Below are 18,310 nucleotides of genomic sequence, written 5' to 3'. Positions count from 1 at the left end.
GACGGGGAACTCCTAATCCAGCACCCACATGGCGATCGGCGGATAGAACAGGATGGCCGCCAGGACGAGGATCTGGATGACGATGAAGGGAGCGACGGCGCCGTAGATGTGCTTCAGGGTGATCGACGGCGGCGCCACGCCCTTGAGGTAGAAGGCGGCCGGGCCGAAGGGCGGGCTGAGGAAGCTGACCTGCATGTTGACGGCGAACAGGATGCCGAACCAGATCGGGTCGTAGCCCAGCTTGATGACGATCGGCACGAAGATCGGCAGGGCCAGCATGGCGATGCCGATCCAGTCGAGGAACAGGCCGAGGATCAGCAGGATCAGCATCATCACCATGATGATGACGATCGGCGGCGCGTCGAGGCCGAGGATGGCGTTGGAGACGAAGGCGTTGCCGCCCATCAGGTTGTAGACGCCGACCAGCGCCGCGGCGCCGATGCCGATCCAGATGATCATGCCGCAGGTGTTGAGGGTCTGCACCACCGCCTCGTGCACGAGGCGCCAGGTCAGCTCGCGGCGCACCACGGTGGCCATGAAGACGCCGAGCACGCCCATCGCCGCCGCTTCCGTCACCGAGGCGACGCCGCCGTAGATGGTGCCCAGCACCAGGAAGGCGATCAGCGCCGGCAGCACCATGGCGCGCATCGCCTTGAGCTTCTCGGAGAAGGGCATGTTCGCCTCCTCCGGCGGCAGCGGCGGGCCCAGCTCCGGGTTGCGCAGCGTGCGGAACAGCACGTAGCCCATGTAGGAGAACATCAGCAGCGCCGCCGGCGTGATCGCCGCGGTGAACAGGTCGGCGATGGAGACGCTGGCCATCAGCCCGTAGATGATGAGCACGATGGACGGCGGCATCATCGTGCCGAGCGAGCCGCCGGCGCACACCACGCCGATCGAGATGTCGCGGTCGTAGCCGAGGCGCAGCATCTGCGGCAGCGCCAGCAGGCCGAGCAGCACGATCTCGCCGCCGATGATGCCGGACATGGCGGCCAGGAAGAACGCCACCACCAGGGTCTGCACCGCGACACCGCCGGGCAGCCGGCCGGCGAGGATGCGCATGCCGTTGAAGAGGTCCTTGGCGATGCCCGAGCGGTCGAGCAGCGACGCCATGAACACGAACATCGGCACGGCCACCAGCGAGTATTCGGTGATGAAGCCGTAGACGCGGGAGGTCACCAGCGGCAGGGCCATCGGCCCGAACCAGCCGAAGGTGAAGACCAGCGCCACCAGCCCGGTGACGAAGGCGAGCGGCAGTCCGGTCAGCAGCAGGCCGAAGATGCCGCCGACGAGGGCGTAGGTGCCCCACTCGATGCCCATCGCCGAGAAGCCGAGATTCCACATGGCGTCAGCCCTCCGCGTCGGGGTAGTCGGTGCCGCGCAGGGCGCGCACCAGGTGGACGAGCGTCTGCGCCAGCATCAGGCCGACCGAGAGCAGGATCATCGCCTTGGTCCAGGCCGGGAAGGGCGGGTTCCACGAGGTGCCCGAGCGTTCGAGCTGGATCGCCCCGCCGGGGGCGTGGGTGGCCGTCCACACCATGACGTAGGCGGCGTAGGTCATGCCGGTGAGAAAGACCAGGGTGATCACCGAGTTCGCCACGTCGAGCCAGCGCCGCCAGCGCGGCGGCACGGCGTCGTAGATCAGCCGCACGCGGATGTGCTTGTCGCGGGCCATGGCGACGGGGCCGCCCAGCGCGAAAATCACGGAGATCAGGAAGACCGTCGTCTCGTGCACCCACGAGGTCGGGCTGTCCAGGAGGTAGCGCATGCCGACCTCGTAGACGCTGATCACGGCGCCGACGAGGACGAGCCAGGCCAGCACGCGGCCGCCCTCGGTGATGAGGGCGTCCAGGGCGCCGCGGGCGTGGCCGTCCTGGCCGCTGCGGTCGACGGGCGGCTCCATGGCCACGCCGTCTGGGGGGATGGTGTCGGGTTTGGTCGTCATGGCGCAGAAAACCCCCGCTGGGGCGTCGCCGGGGCGCCCCGGACGATTGCCGGTCATCGGTTGGGAAGGGGGGCGGGGCGGCGGCCCGCCGGGACGCCGCCCCGCCGGTGCGGCTACATGAGGTTGCGTTCGCTGAGGAACGTCGTCACGGAGTCGTAGATCTTCTGGGTCATCTCGTTCTTCGTGGCCCAGTTCTTCCACTCCTCCTTGGCGATGTTGCGGAACTTCTTACGCTCCTCCGCGGGGAGGTCGATGATCTCGATGTCCGGGTTCTTGCGCGCCTCCTGGACGGCCTTGATGTCGAGCTTCTTCAGCTCGAACACCATGTTGTAGGCCAGGGCGTCGACCGAGGTGGCGAGGATCGTCTTGAGGTCGTCGGGCAGCCCGTCCCAGAGCTGCTTGTTCATGGACACGGCGACCATCGGCAGGGAGTGGAAGCCGGGATAGGCGGGATAGCGGGCGAACTGGTGCAGGCCCTGCGCCTGGTTGGTGGCGAACACGGTGTAGTCGGCGGCGTCGATGACGCCCTTCTCGAGGCCGGTGTAGACCTCCGAACCCGGCAGGTTCACCGGCGCGGCGCCCGCCTTGGAGAAGATGTCGTAGACCATGCCCTCGGGGGCGCGGACCTTCAGGCCCTTGAGGTCGGAGACGGCCTTGATCGGGCGCTTGGAGGGGAAGGACTCCAGGCCGGTGGCGGCGGCGCCGATGAGGTGCACGCCGTAGGGCTCGACCAGCTCGTTGTAGAGGGCCTCGCCGCCGCCGTTGTTCATGTATTCCAGGAACTCCAGCGGGTCGCCCCAGGCGCCCACCAGGTTGCCCAGCATCGAGAAGGCCGGATTCTTGCCGGAGAAGTAGCTGGGGTCGGTCAGGTGGCCCTGGAGGATGCCGGCGCCCACGGCCTCCAGCGTCTGGTTGTGCGGCACCACCGCGCCGGTCGGCAGGATGTCGATCTTGATGCGGCCGCCGGACATGGTGGCGACGTTGTCCGCCCACTGCTGCTTCAGCTTGTACTGCGGCTCGCCGGCGGTCTCCGAGGTCTGGAACTTCCACTCGTACTCGGCGGCGTGGGCCGCGGCCGAGAGGCCGATCGTCGCGGCCAGCGCAAGGCCGGCGGCACGGGTGAGGGAACGCATGAGCATGAGCCTATTCCTCCTGGTTCTTTTCTCGGACGCTTGAGGGGGTGGCGAACAGCATCCCGTCCGCCGGAGTGGGGCCCGGCGAAAGCAGGGTGCGCTTCCAGCGGGCCAGAAGGGGGTCGTCGGCGGCGCCGACGTCTTCCAGGCCGAGGTCGAAGGCGGTGCGGTCCATCACGCTGCGCGCGGCGTCGAAGGCGTCCTCGGGACGGCGCAGGCGGATGCACTCCATCAGGTGGCGGTGGCGCTCCAGGCTGTCGCGCAGCTCCTCCGCCGTCTCGTTGGAGGTGCGCACGACGAGCGTGATGGCCGGCCGCAGGATGTGGGCGATCTGCGCCCACACCAGGTTGTGCGTGGCGCGGTAGATGGCGGCGTGGAACGCCACGTCGTGGTCGGTGAAGGTGAGGCCCAGGGCGTCGACCACGGTGGTGCGGTCGGTGCGGATGGTGCGCTCCATGCCGTGGAACGACTCCTCCATCGCCAGCAGGTCGCGCGCCGTCGCCTTGCGGGCGGCCAGCGCCGAGATGTAGGGCTCGGTGGCGTGGCGGAACTCGAAGATGCCGGCGACGAACTGCGGGTTGGGGGCGGCGTGCTCGGCCATCCAGCGGGTGACCAGCGGGTCGAGGATGTTCCACTCCCGGAACTCCTCCACCACCGTGCCGTGGCCGGAAATGCGCCGGATGATGCCGAGGGAGGCGAGGATCTGCAGGCCCGAGCGCACCGAGGGGCGGCTCATGGCGAAACGCTCGCACAGCTCGGTCTCCTTGGGCAGCAGCTCGCCCGGCTGATAGCGGCCGGAGAAGAGGTCCGCCGCCAGCCATTCGGCCACCCGGGTGCCGAGGTCGCGGGCCGTGGCGGATGCCGGGCGCGGTGTCGGCATGGCCCCCTCCGTTGGTCGTGCTCTGCCTCGTCCTTATAGTTTATGTCTGACATAGAGTACAGGTAAATCTTACATTGCACCGCACCAAGTCAATATTGCGTCGCAGCAAAAGCAAACATGAGACGTCGGGGTGTCGTTCGGCTTCCGGGCGGAGGTCGTTCCGTCCGGCGCGCACGGTCCCGACGCCGCCGTTGCGGCGGTGTCGGACCGGGCCGCCGATCCAATTGAAAATGATAATCACTCTTGATAGCGTGGCCGAGGCGCCGCCCCTCCCCGTGCCGGGCGGACCCGCCCGCGCGGGTGTTCACCCCCCTCGCGACCCGTGCCTTTCGACGGAAGCTGTCAGTCATGACCTCCTGGCGCTCGACGCTCGCGGCCCTGTTTGAGGAACATCGGCGCCACCTCGTCGCGCTGGCGACCCGGCGGGTGCGCGACAGCGAGGTCGCCGCGGAGCTGGTCCAGGACGTTTATGCGCGCCTGATCGAGACACCGCAGCACCGCGGCGGTGAGACGGACGTCAAGACCTTGTACGCGTCGCTGCGCAACGCGGTGATCGACCACCGTCGCCGCGCCAGCACGCGCGACCAGGCGCTGTGCGGAGTCCTGCCCTTCCAGATCGGGATCGCCGAGACCATGCCGCCGGAGGGACAGGTGCAGGCACGCCAAGCGGTGTCCGCCTTGGACCGCGCCCTCATGGAGGTGACGCCGCGCGCGCGGGAGATGTTCATCCTCCACCGCCTGGAAGGGGTCAGCAACGCCAAGCTGGCGGAACGCTACGGCATCTCGGTGAGTGCCGTGGAGAAGCAGCTGGCCCGGGTGATGCGCCATTGCCAGGACCGGCTGGCGCTCCACCGCGACGACGTGCGGTAGCCGAGTCCGGCCGGCATGATTGCCGCCCGTCGGCGGCATCTGGTAGCAAGGGGCACCCTCGCGACGACGCGACCGACCGTGATGCGACCCGATCCCCAGCCCAGCGACGAACAGAAGGACGCGGCCGCGCTGTGGCTCGCCAAGCGGGCCGGCGGGTCCATGTCCGGCGACGACGAGGCGCGGCTGCAGGCATGGCTTGCCGCCGACAGGGGGAACCGGCAGGCGTTCGACCAGATGCGCGTGGTCTGGGCCCAACTGGGCGAGCCGGCGCAGCGCCTGGCCGGGCGGCCGGCGCTCCTGCCGCGCACCGTCCGCGCCATCCGGCGGTCATGGCTCGGCGCCGCGGCGGCGGTGGCCGTCGCCGTCGCCGTTCTGTTCGTGATCGATCCCGGCGTCGTGCAGGACTGGCGGGCGGACATCGTCTCGGACCGGCGGATCGTCACCGTGACCACGCTGCCCGACGGCTCCCTTCTGCATCTCGGGGCCGACACCGCGCTCGCCACCGATTTCGCCGATGGCCACCGCTCCGTCGCACTGCTGCGCGGGCAGGCCGTCTTCGACGTCCGGCACCGCGACGGTGACGCCTTCGTGGTCACCGCCGGCGACGCCCGGGTGCAGGTCGTCGGCACCCGCTTCGGCGTCGACCTGCTTCCCGACCGCACGGTGGTCAGCGTCGCGGAGGGGACGGTGCGCGTGCGCACGGCCACCGACGAGGGCATCCTCCTGCAGGTCGGGGAACAGGCCGAGGTCGCCGCGGGCACCGTCCGCCGGTCGGCGCCCGCCTCCGTCGCCCCGGCGCTGGCGTGGACCGCCGGCCGCCTGAGCGTCCGCGGCATCACGCTGGCCGATCTGGCGGCCGTCCTGGAACGCCACGTCGCCGGCCGCATCCTCGTGCTCGGCGCCGCTGCCGAACGCCGCGTCTCGGGCACCTTCCCGCTCACCGATCCGAAGGGGTCCCTGGAGACGGCGGCGGCCGCCGCCGGCTCGACCGTGGTCGCCCTGTCGCCCTGGCTGACCCTCGTCCACTAGAGTGGGATTCACACTCTAAATTCAAATGTTTAGAGGAAGATCGCTTTTGGCCGGATCGGCCAAAAGCGATCTTGCTCTAAGGAATTTTCCGCCGCCCATGTGAGGACTCGCCCGCGCCGTGCGTCTGATCGGGCTGAGCAGGGGAAACCTGCCGGTCCAAGGCACATGCGAGGGGGCAAGACGAGATGCCGTCGGTTCCGTTCAGGCGTTCGATTCATCCGGCGATCACCGCGGCCCTGATGGCCGGCGTCAGTCCGTGCGTCGTGACGGCCGTCACGCCGGCAGCGGCACAGCAGGTCCAGGCGGGGGACGCGCGTCACACCTTCGACATCCGCACCCGCTCGCTCGCCGACGGCATCGCCGCGATCGGTCTGAAGACCGGCTGGCGCATCGCCTACACGGCCGAGCTGCCGGTCCTCGACGGGGAGCGCGTCGTCCAGGGCACCATGACCGTGACCGAGGCGCTGGACCGCCTGCTCCAGGGCACCGGCATCACCTACCGCCTCACCGAGGAGAACGCCGCGGTGCTGGTGGCGCCGTCCGCCGCCGGGATCACCGTGCTCGACCCGGTCCGCGTCGAAGAGACGGCGCCCGCCGGCGCGCTGTTGCCGGCCTACGCCGGCGGCCAGGTGGCGCGGGGCGGGCAGGTCGGCCTCCTCGGCAACATCGACGCGATGGACGCGCCGGTCAGCATCACCAGCTACACCCGCGAGCGCATCGAGGACCAGCAGGCCCAGACCGTCGCCGACGTCATCCGCAACGATCCGTCGGTGCGGGCGCAAAGCAGCGGCAACGGCATGCTCGATTCCTACTCCATCCGCGGCTTCGCGATGAACAACGGAAATTCGGGCGAGATGGCGTTCAACGGTGTCTACGGCGTCGCCCCCAACTACCGCGCCCTGGCCGGTTTCGCGGAGCGGATCGAGGTGCTGAAGGGGCCGACGGCGCTGCTCAACGGCATGGCCCCCAACAGCGGGGTCGGCGGCGTCATCAACATCGTGCCGAAGCGGGCCGGTGCCGAGGACGTGACCCGGGTCACCGCCGACTACGGGCCGGGGGAACAGGCGGGCGGCAGCGCCGACGTCGGCCGGCGCTTCGGCGAGAACGGGGCGTTCGGCGTCCGTCTCAACGCCGGGTACCACGACGGCGACACCGCCCTCGACCATCAGACGCGCACCGCCGGCTTCGGTGCCGCCGCGCTGGACTACGCCGGCGACCGGCTGCGGGCCAGCCTCGATCTGGTCTATCAGCGCGAGGACATGAACGCCCCGACGCGCGAGCTGCTCATCCGTGCCGGCGTTCCCGTACCCGGCGCACCCGACGGGCGGCACAACATCACCCAGCCGTGGGAGTGGTCGGAAGCCACCGACCGCTCCGTCCTGTTCCGAGCCGAGTACGACCTGACCGATGCGGTCACCCTGTTCGGCGACGTCGGCGGCGGCACCACGGAGGTGGACCGCCTGTTCGGCTATCCGCAGATCCAGAACACCGCCGGCGACACCCAGGACAGCGTGTCGGCGATGCGGTTCAAGACCAGCCGCCTCACCGCCGACACCGGCGTGCGCGGAACGTTCGACACCGCCGGCGTCGGCCATCGCGTCACCCTGCAGGCCACGCACTACGAGGATACCTTCCGGCGCGGCGCCGTCTATTCGACCGTCCCGATCCGGTCCAACCTCTACACGCCGGTCATCGTCGCCCCGACCGCCGTCGCCGAGCCGGCGTCGCGTCCGAAGATCTCGGAGACCGAACTGCGCGGCGTGGCGCTGGCCGACACCCTGTCGTTCTGGAACGACCGGGTCGACCTGACGCTGGGCGTGCGATACCAGACGATCGAATCCACCAATTTCGGCGCCGACGGCGCCGTGACCTCGACCTACGACGACGATGCCGTGACGCCGATGGTCGGGGTGGTGGTCAAGCCGTGGGACCGCGTCTCGCTCTACGCCAACTACATCGAGGGGCTGAGCAAGGGCGACATCGCTCCGACCACCGCCGTCAACGCCGGCGAGGCGATGGCCCCCTATGTCGCCAAGCAGGTCGAGGCGGGCATCAAGCTGGACTTCGGCACCTTCGGCGCCACCTTCGGCGCCTTCCAGATCACCAAGCCCTCGGGCCAACTGGCGGGCGGCGTCTACACCAGCGACGGCGAGCAGCGCAACCGCGGCCTGGAGCTGACGGTGTTCGGCGAGGTGACGCCGGGCGTCCGTCTGCTGGGCGGCGTCATGCTGCTCGACGCGGATCTCACCGAGACCGGCAGCGCCGCCACCCGCGGCAACACCCCGGTCGGCGTGGCCGAGGTCCAGGCCAACCTCACGGCCGAGTGGGACACCCCCTTCGCGCCTGGGTTGACGCTGGTCGGCACCGTCACCCACACCGGCCGCCAGTACGTCGATACCGCCAACACCCAGTCGATCCCGGCCTGGACGACCCTCGACATCGGCGCGCGCTACCGCACCGAGATCGCCCGGACCCCGGTGACGGTTCGGGCGACCGTGCAGAACGTCCTGGGTGAGGACTACTGGGCGAGCGTCAACAGCTGGGGCATGATCACGCTCGGTGCGCCGCGCACGGCGCTCCTGTCGGTGAGCGCGGAATTCTGAGCGACGCTGCCGCCCTCGTCCGCCGAACGCCGATGACTTCGCCCGCCGTCGCCGCGCGCCGACCCGTCGCGATCCTCCTCGTGGTCCAGTTCATCTCCATGGGCGCCATGGAGATGAGCGGGCCCTTCTGGCCGCTCCACCTGCGCACCGTGGACCCGTCGGGCGCGCCCCCCGCGGTCGCCGGCGTGGCCGTCTATGTCGGGCCGATGCTGGGCGTGCTTGTGACCAGCACCGCCTGGGGACGCCTCGGCGACCGGTTCGGCCACCGCCTGATGATGCTGCGCGCCCTGGCCGGTCTCGCGGCGACCCAACTCGCGCTGGCCTGGGCGAACGACGTCTGGGCCATTCTGCTGCTGCGCTTCCTGCAAGGGGCCTGCGCCGGCTACATCGCGCCGGCGCAGGCCTACGGCGTCGGCGTCGTCAGCCCGGAACGGCGGGCACGGCTGTTCGCCATGCTGCAGGCGGCGACCAACGTCGGGTCGCTGGCCGGGGCGGTCGCCGGCGGCGTCATCCTCGACCATGCTCCGTTCGCCTGGATCAACGTGACGGCGGCCGTGCTCTGCGCCGGCTGCCTGGCGGCGGTGGCGCTGATGCTGCCGGAGGCGAGCGGCCGGCCCCCGGTCGCCGGCGGACGGCGTCCGGCCGCGGGAGCCGCCGCGTCGCCGCCGGCCGTTCCCGTCGCCGCCATCCTCGCCATCGTCGGCGTCCTGCTGGCCGCCCGGATGGTCACCCAGGCGACGTTCGCACCCTACGTCGTCGCCACCTTCGCCGTGGAGAACTGGGTCGTCGGCCTGTGCTACGGGCTGCTCGCCCTGGGCTTCGTCGCGGCGGCGGGGCGCTGGGCCGACCACTTCCAAGGCCGCCCTCCGGCCGAGGTGCTGGAGCGGCTCTGGCCGGTGGTCGCCGGCTGCGTGGCGGTGGCGGGCGTGCTGGGCACCACCGGTTCCGTCGCGCTGTTCGCCGCCCTCCACTTCGTCTGGGGCGGACTGCTCGCCGCCACCACACCGGTGCTCCTCGCCGTCCTCTCGCGCGGGGCCGGGGACCACCGTCAGGGACGGCTGCTCGGCCTGGCGCAGGGGACGGCGCAGCTCTCGTCCGTGGCCGGCATCGCCGTCGGCGGCTGGGCCGCCGGCTCGCTCGGCCTCGACCATGTCTACGCGGTGGTCGCCGCCCTCTACGCCGCCGGTGTCGCGCTGATCATCGCGACCCGCCTGGCGATCCGGCCGGCCGTCGTGCGCCCGTCGCTCCCAGGAGACCAGGAATGATCCGAATCGTGCTGTGGGCGCTCCTCGCCGCCCCGTTCTTGCCGGCCGCCCCGGCCGCGGCGGTGACGGTGCGGGACGTCGCCGGCCGCACCGTCACGGTGGAGGCGCCGGTGCGGCGGATGGTGCTCGGCGAGGGGCGTCAGCTTTACATCATCGCCGCCCTCGACCGCGAGGACCCGGCGGGCCGCATCGTCGGCTGGCGCAACGACCTGATCGAGGCGGACCCCGCGAGCTGGGAGGCGTACCGCACGCGGTTCCCGGCCTTCGCGGGCATCCCCGCCTTCTCCGGCCTGGAACAGAGCCTGATCGACATCGAAACCACCGTCAGCCAGAAACCCGACGTGGTGGTCCTCAACCTGGAGACGCGCCGGGCGACCGAGGAGACCGACTATGTCGGGACCTTGGCGGCCCTGGGCATCCCCGTGGTCTACGTCGACTTCCGCCACGCCCCGGAGACCAACACCGAGCCGTCGATCCGCCTGTTCGGCACGCTGCTGGGCCGTGAGCGCCGGGCCGAGGAGCTGATCCGCTTCCGCCGTACCCAGCTGGAGCGGGTGAGCGCGCGGTTGGCGGCGGCGCGGCCGGAACGCCCGGCGGTGTTCGTGGAGCGCGCCGGCGGGTTCTACGACGAGTGCTGCCATTCCTTCGGCGCGGCGAACTTCGGCGCCATGGTGACGCTCGCCGGCGGACGCAACGTCGCCGAACCGTTCATTCCCGGCACCTTCGGGCAGGTCAACCCGGAGCAGGTCATCGTCTCCGACCCGGCCCACGTGGTGGTCACCAGCGCCCGGTGGGACGCCTATGTCCCGGGTGGCGCCTGGATCCCGGTCGGCCCGGGCGGCGACGGTCCGGCGATCCGCCGCAAGCTGGCCGCCTATCTCGATCATCCCGCCTACAGCGGCACCACGGCGCAACGACACCGCCGCTTCCACGCGGTCTGGCACCAGTTCTACAACAGCCCCTACCAGTTCGTCGCCGTGCAGCAGATGGCCAAATGGTTCCATCCGGATCTGTTCGCCGACCTGGACCCCGAGGCGACGTTCCGCGAGCTGCACGAGCGCTTCCTGCCCATCCCCTACCGGCCCGGCTACTTCGGGTCGCTGGAGCCCCGGCCGTGAGCCCCGCTGGCACCGTCGCCGGTCCGGCGGATGCCCGCGCCCGCTACCGTGCGCGCGTCGGCCGGCGGCTCTGGCTGCTGTTGGGCCTGGCCGTGGCGCTCGGGCTGTCGGTCTGTCTCGACCTGGCGCTCGGGCCCGCGCGTCTCTCCCTGGGCGACGTGCTGGCCGCCCTGGTCGACCCGGCGGGTGCGCCGCCGCGGACGGCCGTGGTGGTGTGGGACATCCGCATGCCGGTCGCCGTCATGGCGGTGGTGGTGGGGGCCTCGCTCTCGGTGGCCGGCGCGCAGATGCAGACCATCCTCAACAATCCGCTGGCCAGCCCCTTCACGCTGGGCGTGTCCGCCGCCGCCGGCTTCGGGGCGGCGCTGGCGCTCGCCTTCGGGCTGGCCCTGGTTCCCGCCGCGGTGAGCGTCATGGTGCCCGTCAACGCCTTCGCCATGGCCATGCTCGCCGCCCTGCTGATCCACGCGCTCGGCATGCGCCGGGGAGTCGACGCGCAGACCATCGTGCTCCTGGGCATCGCCATGGTGTTCAGCTTCAACGCCCTGCTGGCCCTGGTGCAGTATCTGGCCTCGGCCGAGGCGCTGGCGGCGGTGGTGTTCTGGACGATGGGCAGCCTGACCAAGGCGACCTGGACGAAGGTCGCCGTCACCGCCGCTTGCCTGCTGGCCGTGCTGCCCCTCTTCGTCCGCCGCGCCTGGACGCTGACGGCCATGCGCCTGGGCGACGAAAAGGCGGCGAGCTTCGGCATCAAGGTCGCACGCCTGCGCCTCGAGACGCTCCTGCTCGTCAGCCTGCTGGCCGCCATCCCGGTGGCCTTCGTCGGCACCATCGGCTTCGTCGGCCTGGTCGGTCCGCACATCGCCCGCCTGCTGATCGGCGAGGACCAGCGCTTCTTCCTGCCGGGATCGGCGCTCGCCGGAGCGTTGCTGCTGTCGGCCAGCTCGGTCGCGAGCAAGGCGCTGATCCCCGGCGCCATCCTGCCCATCGGCATCGTGACGGCGCTGGTCGGCATCCCGGTGTTCGTCTCCCTCGTCCTGACCAGGAGGACGCCATGGTGACGCTCCGCCTGGAGGGCGTCGGTGCCCGGCATGGCCGGCGCCAGGTGCTGGCCGACATCACCACGCCGCCGGCCGCCGCGGGAGACGTGGTCGCCGTCATCGGCCCCAACGCCGCCGGCAAGTCGACGCTGTTCAAGCGCATGGCCGGGTTGCTGCCGGGCCCCGGCACGGTGCGGCTGGAGGGGACGAGCCGCGGCCCCGCCGCCATCTGCTACATGCCGCAGGACACGGCAGGGACGGCGGTCCTGTCGGTGTACGAGGTGGTGCTGCTCGCGCGCAAGCAGGGCTCCGCCTGGGCGGTCGCCGAGGGCGACCTGCACGCCGTCGACACGTCGCTCGCCGCGCTCGGCATCCTGCCGCTCGCCGACCGGCCGCTCGGTCACCTGAGCGGCGGCCAGCGCCAACTCGTCGGCATCGCCCAGGCTCTGGTGCGCGAGCCGGCCGTGCTGCTGCTGGACGAGCCGACATCGGCCCTCGATCTCGGACGCCGCATCGAGGTGCTGGAGCTGATCCGCACCCTGGCCCGCGACCGCGGCATCCTTGTCTTCGCCGCGTTGCACGACCTGAACGACGTCCTGCGGTACGCCGACACGACCATGGTCATCGCCGGGGGCACCCTGGCGGCCTGTGGACCGACCGGCGACGTCCTGTCCACGGACCTGCTGCGGCGGGTCTACGGCGTCGATGCGCGGATCGAGGTGTGCTCGCGCGGCTGGCGTCACGTGATGGTCGACGGCGTGATCCAGCGGGCCGCAGGGCTCGACTGAGGGTCCTGTGCCCCGGGGTCACGCCCCGATGATCGGAAGGCGGATCACGGTTGGCCGCCCACGCCGGCATGGGCCGGGCCTTCCTGGGAACCGGCGATCCCCGGGACATCGAGGTCCGATTCGGCCGCGTACTTGACGATGCGGCCATCAGTAAGGCGAACGTCGTATGAAGGAGTGCCGACGAGCGTGCGAGCGACAATCAGGGCATCCTGACCATTCAGCCTTACCCGTGTTCCAAGCCGCAGCATGTCCCATCCTCCCTTCGTCTTCCCTCGTGGAAGGCTAAGCATCCGCAAGCGCTCGTGCTGTGCCAAAAAGCGGACAGCGCCGTCGCGGGCGGACAGGAGAGCGCCCGGCAAGACCCGGGATTGACAGCGCGGGTGGCGCCGGACGAAGCGGACGGTGGTGATGGCGGCGGTGAGATGGTGGAACGTGGCGAAGATCTCCGGGCGCCGCTCGGCGCCTTCCGCGAAACCGACCTCAAGCGTACCCTCGACGGGCACGGCGTGGACGCGATCGCGACCTGCGGCGCCATGGGTCACATGGGCGTCGGCGCCTGCACGTATGCCGCCAACGATCTCGGCTGCCGCGTCACCATCCCGGCCGCCTGATCACGGAGCCCGCGCCATGACCGAGTCGCGCACCGGCACCCCGCCCCGTGACCTGCTCGCCGGCAGCGCCGGCCTCGCCGCCGGACTGGCCGTCGCCGGCCCGGTCACCGTTCCCACCCAGGCCGAGGCCGCCTCGGCCGCCGCCAAAGGATGAAGAGACCGTGAGCACGATCACCACCAAGGACGGCGTCGAGATCTATTACAAGGACTGGGGCTCCGGTCAGCCGGTGGTCTTCAGCCATGGCTGGCCGCTGACGTCGGACAGCTGGGAAGCCCAGATGTTCCACGTCGCGGCCAACGGCTTCCGGGCCGTCGCCCATGACCGCCGCGGCCACGGGCGGTCGAGCCAGCCCTGGACCGGCAACGACATGGACCACTACGCCGACGACCTCGCCCAGCTCATCGAGGCGCTCGACCTGAGGGACGTGGTCCTGGTCGGCTTTTCGACCGGCGGCGGCGAGATCACCCGCTACATCGGCCGCCACGGCACCGGGCGCGTCGCCAAGGCCGTCCTGGTCGGCGCGGTGCCTCCGCTGATGGTCAGGACGGACGCCAACCCCGGCGGCCTGCCGGTCGAGGTGTTCGACGGCATCCGCGCCGGCAGCCTGAAGGATCGCTCGCAGCTCTACAAGGACATCGCCGCGGGGCCGTTCTTCGGTTTCAACCGGCCCGGCGCCACGCCGTCGCAGGGCATGATCGACAGCTTCTGGATGCAGGGCATGATGGGTGGCCACAAGAACACCTACGATAGCATCAAGGCGTTCTCGGAGACCGACTTCACCGAGGATCTGAAGGCGTTCGACGTGCCGACCCTGATCATCCACGGCGACGACGACCAGGTGGTGCCGATCGACGCCGCCGGCCGCGCCTCGGCCAAGCTGGTCGAGGGCTCGATCCTCAAGGTCTACCCGGGCGCGCCGCACGGGCTCACCGACACCCACAAGGACCAGCTCAACGCCGACCTGCTGGACTTTCTCAAGGCGTGACCCGGATGGGCGGAGGGGGGCGCGCTCCTCCCTCCGCGCCGCCGAACCGGAGGAGGTTCTCCATGCCCATTGCCATCGACCGCCGGCGGGTGCTGGCCGGCGCGGCGGCGTTGGCCGCGGCTCCGCCCATGTCGACGCGCGCCGTCGCCGCCGCGCCCCGCCGATTCAGCCACGGCGCGTTCGGCATCGAGGTGTTCAGCGACGGCTTCATCACGCTGCCCGGCAATGTCATCGCGCCCGACGCCTCGCCGGCCGAACTGGCCGACATCCTGGCCCGCCTGGGCGGCCGGGACGGCGCCGCCCCGGTCGGCGTCAACATCCCGCTGATCCGCGCCGGCGACGAACTGATCCTGGTCGACACCGGCTCGGGCGACAAGTTCCAGCCCTCCGCCGGACGGTTGCGCGACAATTTGCTGGCCGCCGGGGTGGATCCGGCGGCGGTCACCATGGTGGTGCTGACCCACGCCCATCCCGACCACGCCGGCGGCGTGCTGCTGCCGGGCGGGGCGCTGAGCTTTCCGAACGCCGCCTACGTGGTGGCGGAGGCGGAGTGGGCGTTCTGGATGAACCCGGATTTCCGCACCGCCATGCCGGCGGCGTTGCACGGCTTCGCCCTCGGCGCCCAACGCGACCTCGGCGCCGTCCGCGACCGGCTGCGGCTGGTGCGCCCGGGAGACGAGATCGTCGCCGGCATCCGGGCGCTCGGCACGCCGGGGCACACCCCGGGCCACATCGCGCTGGAGCTGGCGGGCGACGACGGCCTCGTCGTCACCGGCGACGCGATCACCAACGTCGTGGTGTCGTTCGAGCATCCACGCTGGCGCTTCGGCTTCGACACCGACCAGGAGCTGGCGATCCGCAGCCGCGCCACCCTCATCGAGCGGGCGGCGGCGGAGAAGCTGAAGCTGCTCGGCTACCATTGGACCGCGCCGGGCTTCGGCATCGCCGAGCGGCGCGGCGGCGCCTACCGCTTCGTCGCCCTCGGGTGACCGGAGATCCCCCCGGTCTGCCGGCCGCGGCGCGCCGTGCGAACAGGGACGGGGCGGCGGGCCCCGTGCCGTCGTCGACGGGCCGCTGGTGACCGGAGGGAAGACCGCCGATCGACCGGCCGGATCGCCGATGGGGCGATCCCGGTGGGATTTCGGCACAGCATGAGGACCGGGTTATGGGCAAGAGCGCAGTCGCCCTGCGGCATGTTCACTTCGAGGATCTCGGAAGCTTCGCGGCGCCGCTGGAGGAGAACGGCTACGCCGTCCGGTACGACGACGTCGGCGATGCCGACTTCCTCGCGTTCGACCCGCGGGAGCCGGATCTGCTGATCGTCCTGGGCGGTCCGGTCGGCGTCTACGACGGCGCCGCCTATCCGTTCCTCGACCGCGAGCGGGCCTTCATCGCGGGCCGGCTCGCCGAAGGCCGGCCGACCCTCGGCATCTGCCTCGGGGCGCAGCTGATCGCCGCGGCGCTCGGTGCCAAGGTCGTCCCCTCCGGGGTCAAGGAAATCGGCTTCTCGCCCCTGTCCTTGACCGACGAGGGAAAGCGGGGCCCGCTCCGCCATCTGGACGGCTGCGCGGTTCTGCACTGGCACGGCGACACCTATGCCCTGCCGGAAGGCGCCACGCATCTCGCCTCGACGGCCGCCGTGGCGCAGCAGGCGTTCTCGCTGGGCAGCGACGTTCTCGGTCTGCAGTTCCACCCGGAGGTGGACGTCGGTGCCGGGTTCGAGCGCTGGCTGGTCGGCCACGCCCACGAGCTCGCCGCCGCCGGCATCGACGTGGCGGCTCTGCGCGTCGATGCCGGGCGGCATGGCCGCACGCTCGCCGGCGCCTCCGCCCGGATGATCCGGGAATGGCTCGCCGGCCTCGGGCAGCGGCGATGACGACCGCTCCCGTCCCTCCGCCGGGCGCGGGCGCGCCGGCTGCCGGCGGGCGCCGTTTCACGTGAAATGGGCCCCGGCTCAGGACCGCGCCAGCTTGGCCTCGTCCGCCAGGCCTTCGGCCAGGGCCTCGCTGCCGTTCGGCATCATCCGCCACACCTCGGTGGAGCCGCTGCGGCCGCGCAGGCGGTGCTTGCCCAGGCAGGCCATGGGGGCGACGCCGTCGCCGCGGGCGGCGGTGGCGGCGCTGGCCAGCACGATCATCTCCGCCTCGCCCTGGAGGCGGGCGGCGAGCTCCTCGACGCGCGCGGCGACGTTCACCGTGTCGCCGACGATGGTGTAGTTGATGCGGCTGGCCGAGCCGATGTTGCCCACCACCACCGGGCCGGAGTGCAGGCCGATGCGCACCCGCACCGGCGCCAGCCCGGACGCCGCGCGGCGGCGGTTGTCGGCGTGCACGGCGTCGGCGATGGCGTGGGCGGCGCGCAGGGCCCGCGCGGCGTGGTCGGCCTGCTCCTCCGGCGCGCCCCAGAAGGCCATGATGGCGTCGCCGATGAACTTGTCGACGGTGCCGCCCTCGGCCTCGATGCAGTCGGCGAGCTGGGTGAAATGCTCGTTCAGAAGGGCGGCGGTGTCGGCGGCGCCGAGATCCTCGGCCAGGGCGGAGAAGCCGCGGATGTCGGTGAACATCACCGTCACCTCGCGCTCCTCGGAGCTGAGGCCGGCGGCGCCGCCCTGCCGGTGCATCAGCCGCAGCACCAGCGCCTTCGGCACGTAGGTCTCGAACCACCGCAGGCCGGCCACCATGGCGTTGAAGGCGGTGGCGGCGCGGCTCAGCTCGCGCAGGCTGGAGTCGGGCAGTTCCGCCACCGACCGGAAATCGAAGGCGCGCACCCGGTCGGCCGCCTCGGCCAGCCGGCCGATCTGCCGGCTGATCCGCCGCCCCACCAGCAGCGCCACGCCGACGGACACCAGCAGGATGCCGAGCCCCGCCAGCGCCGTGGTGTAGAGCCGCTGCACCTCGGCCTCGGCCTCCTCGGCCCGCATGGCGATGCCGACCGTCCATTCCTGCTTGCCGTAGCCGGCCATCTTGCGCATCAGGAACAGGGTGTCGATGCCGCCGGTCGGAACGAAGCGCATCTCGGTCCGCTTCTTGAGGCTCTCGGCCTGGCGGCCCTCGGTCCACAGGGCGGCGAGGGCGGGGTCCTCCACCTGGTCGATGCGCGGCAGCGGTGGCCCCGCCTTGCCGCCGAAGTCGAACTTCAGCGCGGCCAGCGAGGGGTGGGCCAGCACGTGCGTGTCGTCGTAGAGGACGAAGGCGTTGACCCCGCGCTCGACGTAGAGGTTGGACAGGAAGCGCGAGAGGTCGCCCAGCGACACCGCCACCGCCACCTGGCCGACGTAGGCGCCGGCCCGGCGCACGGGGTGGAACAGCGAGATGAAGGTGGTGCCGGCGCTGGCGCTCCACGCCGGATCGGCCCATTCCGGGCCGGTGCGGTCGGCGCCGTCCAGCGCCTCCGGCGGCACGGCGTCGGCGGTGTTCAGGTCGATGGGCATGACCTGGAGCTTGCCGTCGAGCCGGCCGACCCGCAGTCCGGTGCGGTCGGCGCCGATGAAGCCGACGCCGGTGACGTGCGGCACGGCGGCGAGCGAGCCGCGGAGCGTGGCCGTCAGCGCCGCCCGGTCCGCCGGGTCGAGGTCGCCGGACTCGATCAGCCCGGCCACGTACTTGGCCAGGTCGGCGGCGGGGTCGAGCTGGTGGCGCACCCGCACCTCGACGCCGGACAGCGCCAGATCCGCCTTGTCGTTCAGCAGGCTGAAGGTGTTGCGCCCGGCGCTGACCAGCCCCAGCACCAGCACGCTGGCCACCGCCAGCAGCATCAGCGAGCCGAACCCGGCCACCAGCACCGCGGCGATCGGCAGGTGCAGCCGGCGGCGCTTGCCGGGCTGCGGGGAGGCGGGCACGGGGACGGTGTCGGTCATCGCAGCACCCTAGCCACGCACCGGCCGCGGGGCAACGGCGCCGCGGCCGGTGCGCCGGATTGTCATAGCGCTGGGAATACGGATCATCCGGACACGATCTTCACCCGCTCGCCCGGGTGCCGACGCGCATGGCGGCGGCTTCCTTTTTCGCTTGTGCGGATCTCCGTGCATCGTGAACGTGAGGGCAGC

At 71.4% G+C, this 18,310-nt stretch carries 18 protein-coding genes; 12 read left to right on the top strand and 6 right to left on the bottom strand.

Annotated features, from left to right (window positions below):
- Positions 1 to 12 precede the first annotated feature (12 nt).
- From ACSBPG_RS00855 to ACSBPG_RS00840, 4 genes are all read right to left on the bottom strand, one after another.
- On the bottom strand, positions 13 to 1,341 hold the full coding sequence (locus ACSBPG_RS00855) for a TRAP transporter large permease (RefSeq protein ID WP_435535195.1): 1,329 nt from the start codon (positions 1,339 to 1,341) through the stop codon (positions 13 to 15).
- Between the two features lie 4 nt (positions 1,342 to 1,345).
- Complete coding sequence (locus ACSBPG_RS00850; RefSeq protein ID WP_435535194.1) at positions 1,346 to 1,942, bottom strand: TRAP transporter small permease subunit; 597 nt, start codon at positions 1,940 to 1,942, stop codon at positions 1,346 to 1,348.
- A 113-nt stretch (positions 1,943 to 2,055) separates the two neighbouring features.
- Positions 2,056 to 3,081, bottom strand: a complete 1,026-nt coding sequence (locus ACSBPG_RS00845) for a TRAP transporter substrate-binding protein (protein WP_435535193.1) — start codon at positions 3,079 to 3,081, stop codon at positions 2,056 to 2,058.
- Positions 3,082 to 3,085: 4 nt separating this feature from the next.
- Positions 3,086 to 3,955 carry a FadR/GntR family transcriptional regulator gene (locus tag ACSBPG_RS00840; RefSeq protein ID WP_435535192.1) on the bottom strand — a complete coding sequence of 290 codons (870 nt, stop codon included), beginning with the start codon at positions 3,953 to 3,955 and terminating at the stop codon, positions 3,086 to 3,088.
- A 348-nt stretch (positions 3,956 to 4,303) separates the two neighbouring features.
- Between ACSBPG_RS00840 and ACSBPG_RS00835 the strand changes: the two genes are divergently transcribed.
- The 7 genes from ACSBPG_RS00835 (at position 4,304) to ACSBPG_RS00805 (ending at position 12,668) form a co-directional block, all read left to right on the top strand.
- Positions 4,304 to 4,825, top strand: a complete 522-nt coding sequence (locus ACSBPG_RS00835) for an RNA polymerase sigma factor (protein ID WP_435535191.1) — start codon at positions 4,304 to 4,306, stop codon at positions 4,823 to 4,825.
- A gap of 81 nt (positions 4,826 to 4,906) precedes the next feature.
- On the top strand, positions 4,907 to 5,854 hold the full coding sequence (locus ACSBPG_RS00830; protein ID WP_435535190.1) for a FecR family protein: 948 nt from the start codon (positions 4,907 to 4,909) through the stop codon (positions 5,852 to 5,854).
- Positions 5,855 to 6,093: 239 nt separating this feature from the next.
- Positions 6,094 to 8,457 carry a TonB-dependent siderophore receptor gene (locus tag ACSBPG_RS00825; protein ID WP_435535189.1) on the top strand — a complete coding sequence of 788 codons (2,364 nt, stop codon included), beginning with the start codon at positions 6,094 to 6,096 and terminating at the stop codon, positions 8,455 to 8,457.
- 32 nt (positions 8,458 to 8,489) lie between these two features.
- Complete coding sequence (locus tag ACSBPG_RS00820; protein ID WP_435535188.1) at positions 8,490 to 9,722, top strand: MFS transporter; 1,233 nt, start codon at positions 8,490 to 8,492, stop codon at positions 9,720 to 9,722.
- A complete protein-coding gene (locus ACSBPG_RS00815) occupies positions 9,719 to 10,840 on the top strand; it encodes an ABC transporter substrate-binding protein (RefSeq protein WP_435535187.1) in 1,122 nt (373 codons plus the stop codon). Before ACSBPG_RS00820 ends, ACSBPG_RS00815 begins: the two co-directional genes overlap by 4 nt.
- Positions 10,837 to 11,901: a FecCD family ABC transporter permease gene (locus ACSBPG_RS00810; RefSeq protein ID WP_435535186.1), complete on the top strand. Its 1,065-nt coding sequence runs from the start codon at positions 10,837 to 10,839 to the stop codon at positions 11,899 to 11,901. Before ACSBPG_RS00815 ends, ACSBPG_RS00810 begins: the two co-directional genes overlap by 4 nt.
- Positions 11,895 to 12,668 carry an ABC transporter ATP-binding protein gene (locus ACSBPG_RS00805; protein ID WP_435535185.1) on the top strand — a complete coding sequence of 258 codons (774 nt, stop codon included), beginning with the start codon at positions 11,895 to 11,897 and terminating at the stop codon, positions 12,666 to 12,668. Before ACSBPG_RS00810 ends, ACSBPG_RS00805 begins: the two co-directional genes overlap by 7 nt.
- 44 nt (positions 12,669 to 12,712) lie before the next feature.
- Here ACSBPG_RS00805 and ACSBPG_RS00800 read toward each other — a convergent pair whose 3' ends face one another.
- On the bottom strand, positions 12,713 to 12,916 hold the full coding sequence (locus ACSBPG_RS00800; RefSeq protein ID WP_435535184.1) for a hypothetical protein: 204 nt from the start codon (positions 12,914 to 12,916) through the stop codon (positions 12,713 to 12,715).
- 132 nt (positions 12,917 to 13,048) lie between these two features.
- Here ACSBPG_RS00800 and ACSBPG_RS00795 point away from each other — a divergent pair, with 132 nt between their 5' ends.
- The 5 genes from ACSBPG_RS00795 to ACSBPG_RS00775 all read left to right on the top strand — a co-directional run bounded on the left by ACSBPG_RS00795 (position 13,049) and on the right by ACSBPG_RS00775 (position 16,141).
- On the top strand, positions 13,049 to 13,279 hold the full coding sequence (locus ACSBPG_RS00795) for an isochorismatase family protein (RefSeq protein WP_435535183.1): 231 nt from the start codon (positions 13,049 to 13,051) through the stop codon (positions 13,277 to 13,279).
- A gap of 16 nt (positions 13,280 to 13,295) precedes the next feature.
- Entirely contained in the window at positions 13,296 to 13,433 is a 138-nt protein-coding gene (locus ACSBPG_RS00790; protein WP_435535182.1) for a hypothetical protein, read from the top strand.
- A 7-nt stretch (positions 13,434 to 13,440) separates the two neighbouring features.
- The gene (locus ACSBPG_RS00785; RefSeq protein WP_435535181.1) at positions 13,441 to 14,265 is read left to right on the top strand and encodes an alpha/beta fold hydrolase; all 825 of its coding nucleotides are present in this window, start codon (positions 13,441 to 13,443) and stop codon (positions 14,263 to 14,265) included.
- 62 nt (positions 14,266 to 14,327) lie between these two features.
- Entirely contained in the window at positions 14,328 to 15,254 is a 927-nt protein-coding gene (locus ACSBPG_RS00780; protein WP_435535180.1) for an MBL fold metallo-hydrolase, read from the top strand.
- Between the two features lie 176 nt (positions 15,255 to 15,430).
- Complete coding sequence (locus ACSBPG_RS00775; RefSeq protein WP_435535179.1) at positions 15,431 to 16,141, top strand: glutamine amidotransferase; 711 nt, start codon at positions 15,431 to 15,433, stop codon at positions 16,139 to 16,141.
- A gap of 78 nt (positions 16,142 to 16,219) precedes the next feature.
- Here ACSBPG_RS00775 and ACSBPG_RS00770 read toward each other — a convergent pair whose 3' ends face one another.
- A complete protein-coding gene (locus ACSBPG_RS00770; RefSeq protein ID WP_435535178.1) occupies positions 16,220 to 18,121 on the bottom strand; it encodes an adenylate/guanylate cyclase domain-containing protein in 1,902 nt (633 codons plus the stop codon).
- Positions 18,122 to 18,310: the final 189 nt, after the last annotated feature.

Source organism: Azospirillum sp. ST 5-10, assembly GCF_051225715.1.
Classification (GTDB): domain Bacteria; phylum Pseudomonadota; class Alphaproteobacteria; order Azospirillales; family Azospirillaceae; genus Azospirillum.
This window is presented reverse-complemented; position numbering and strand designations above follow the sequence as displayed.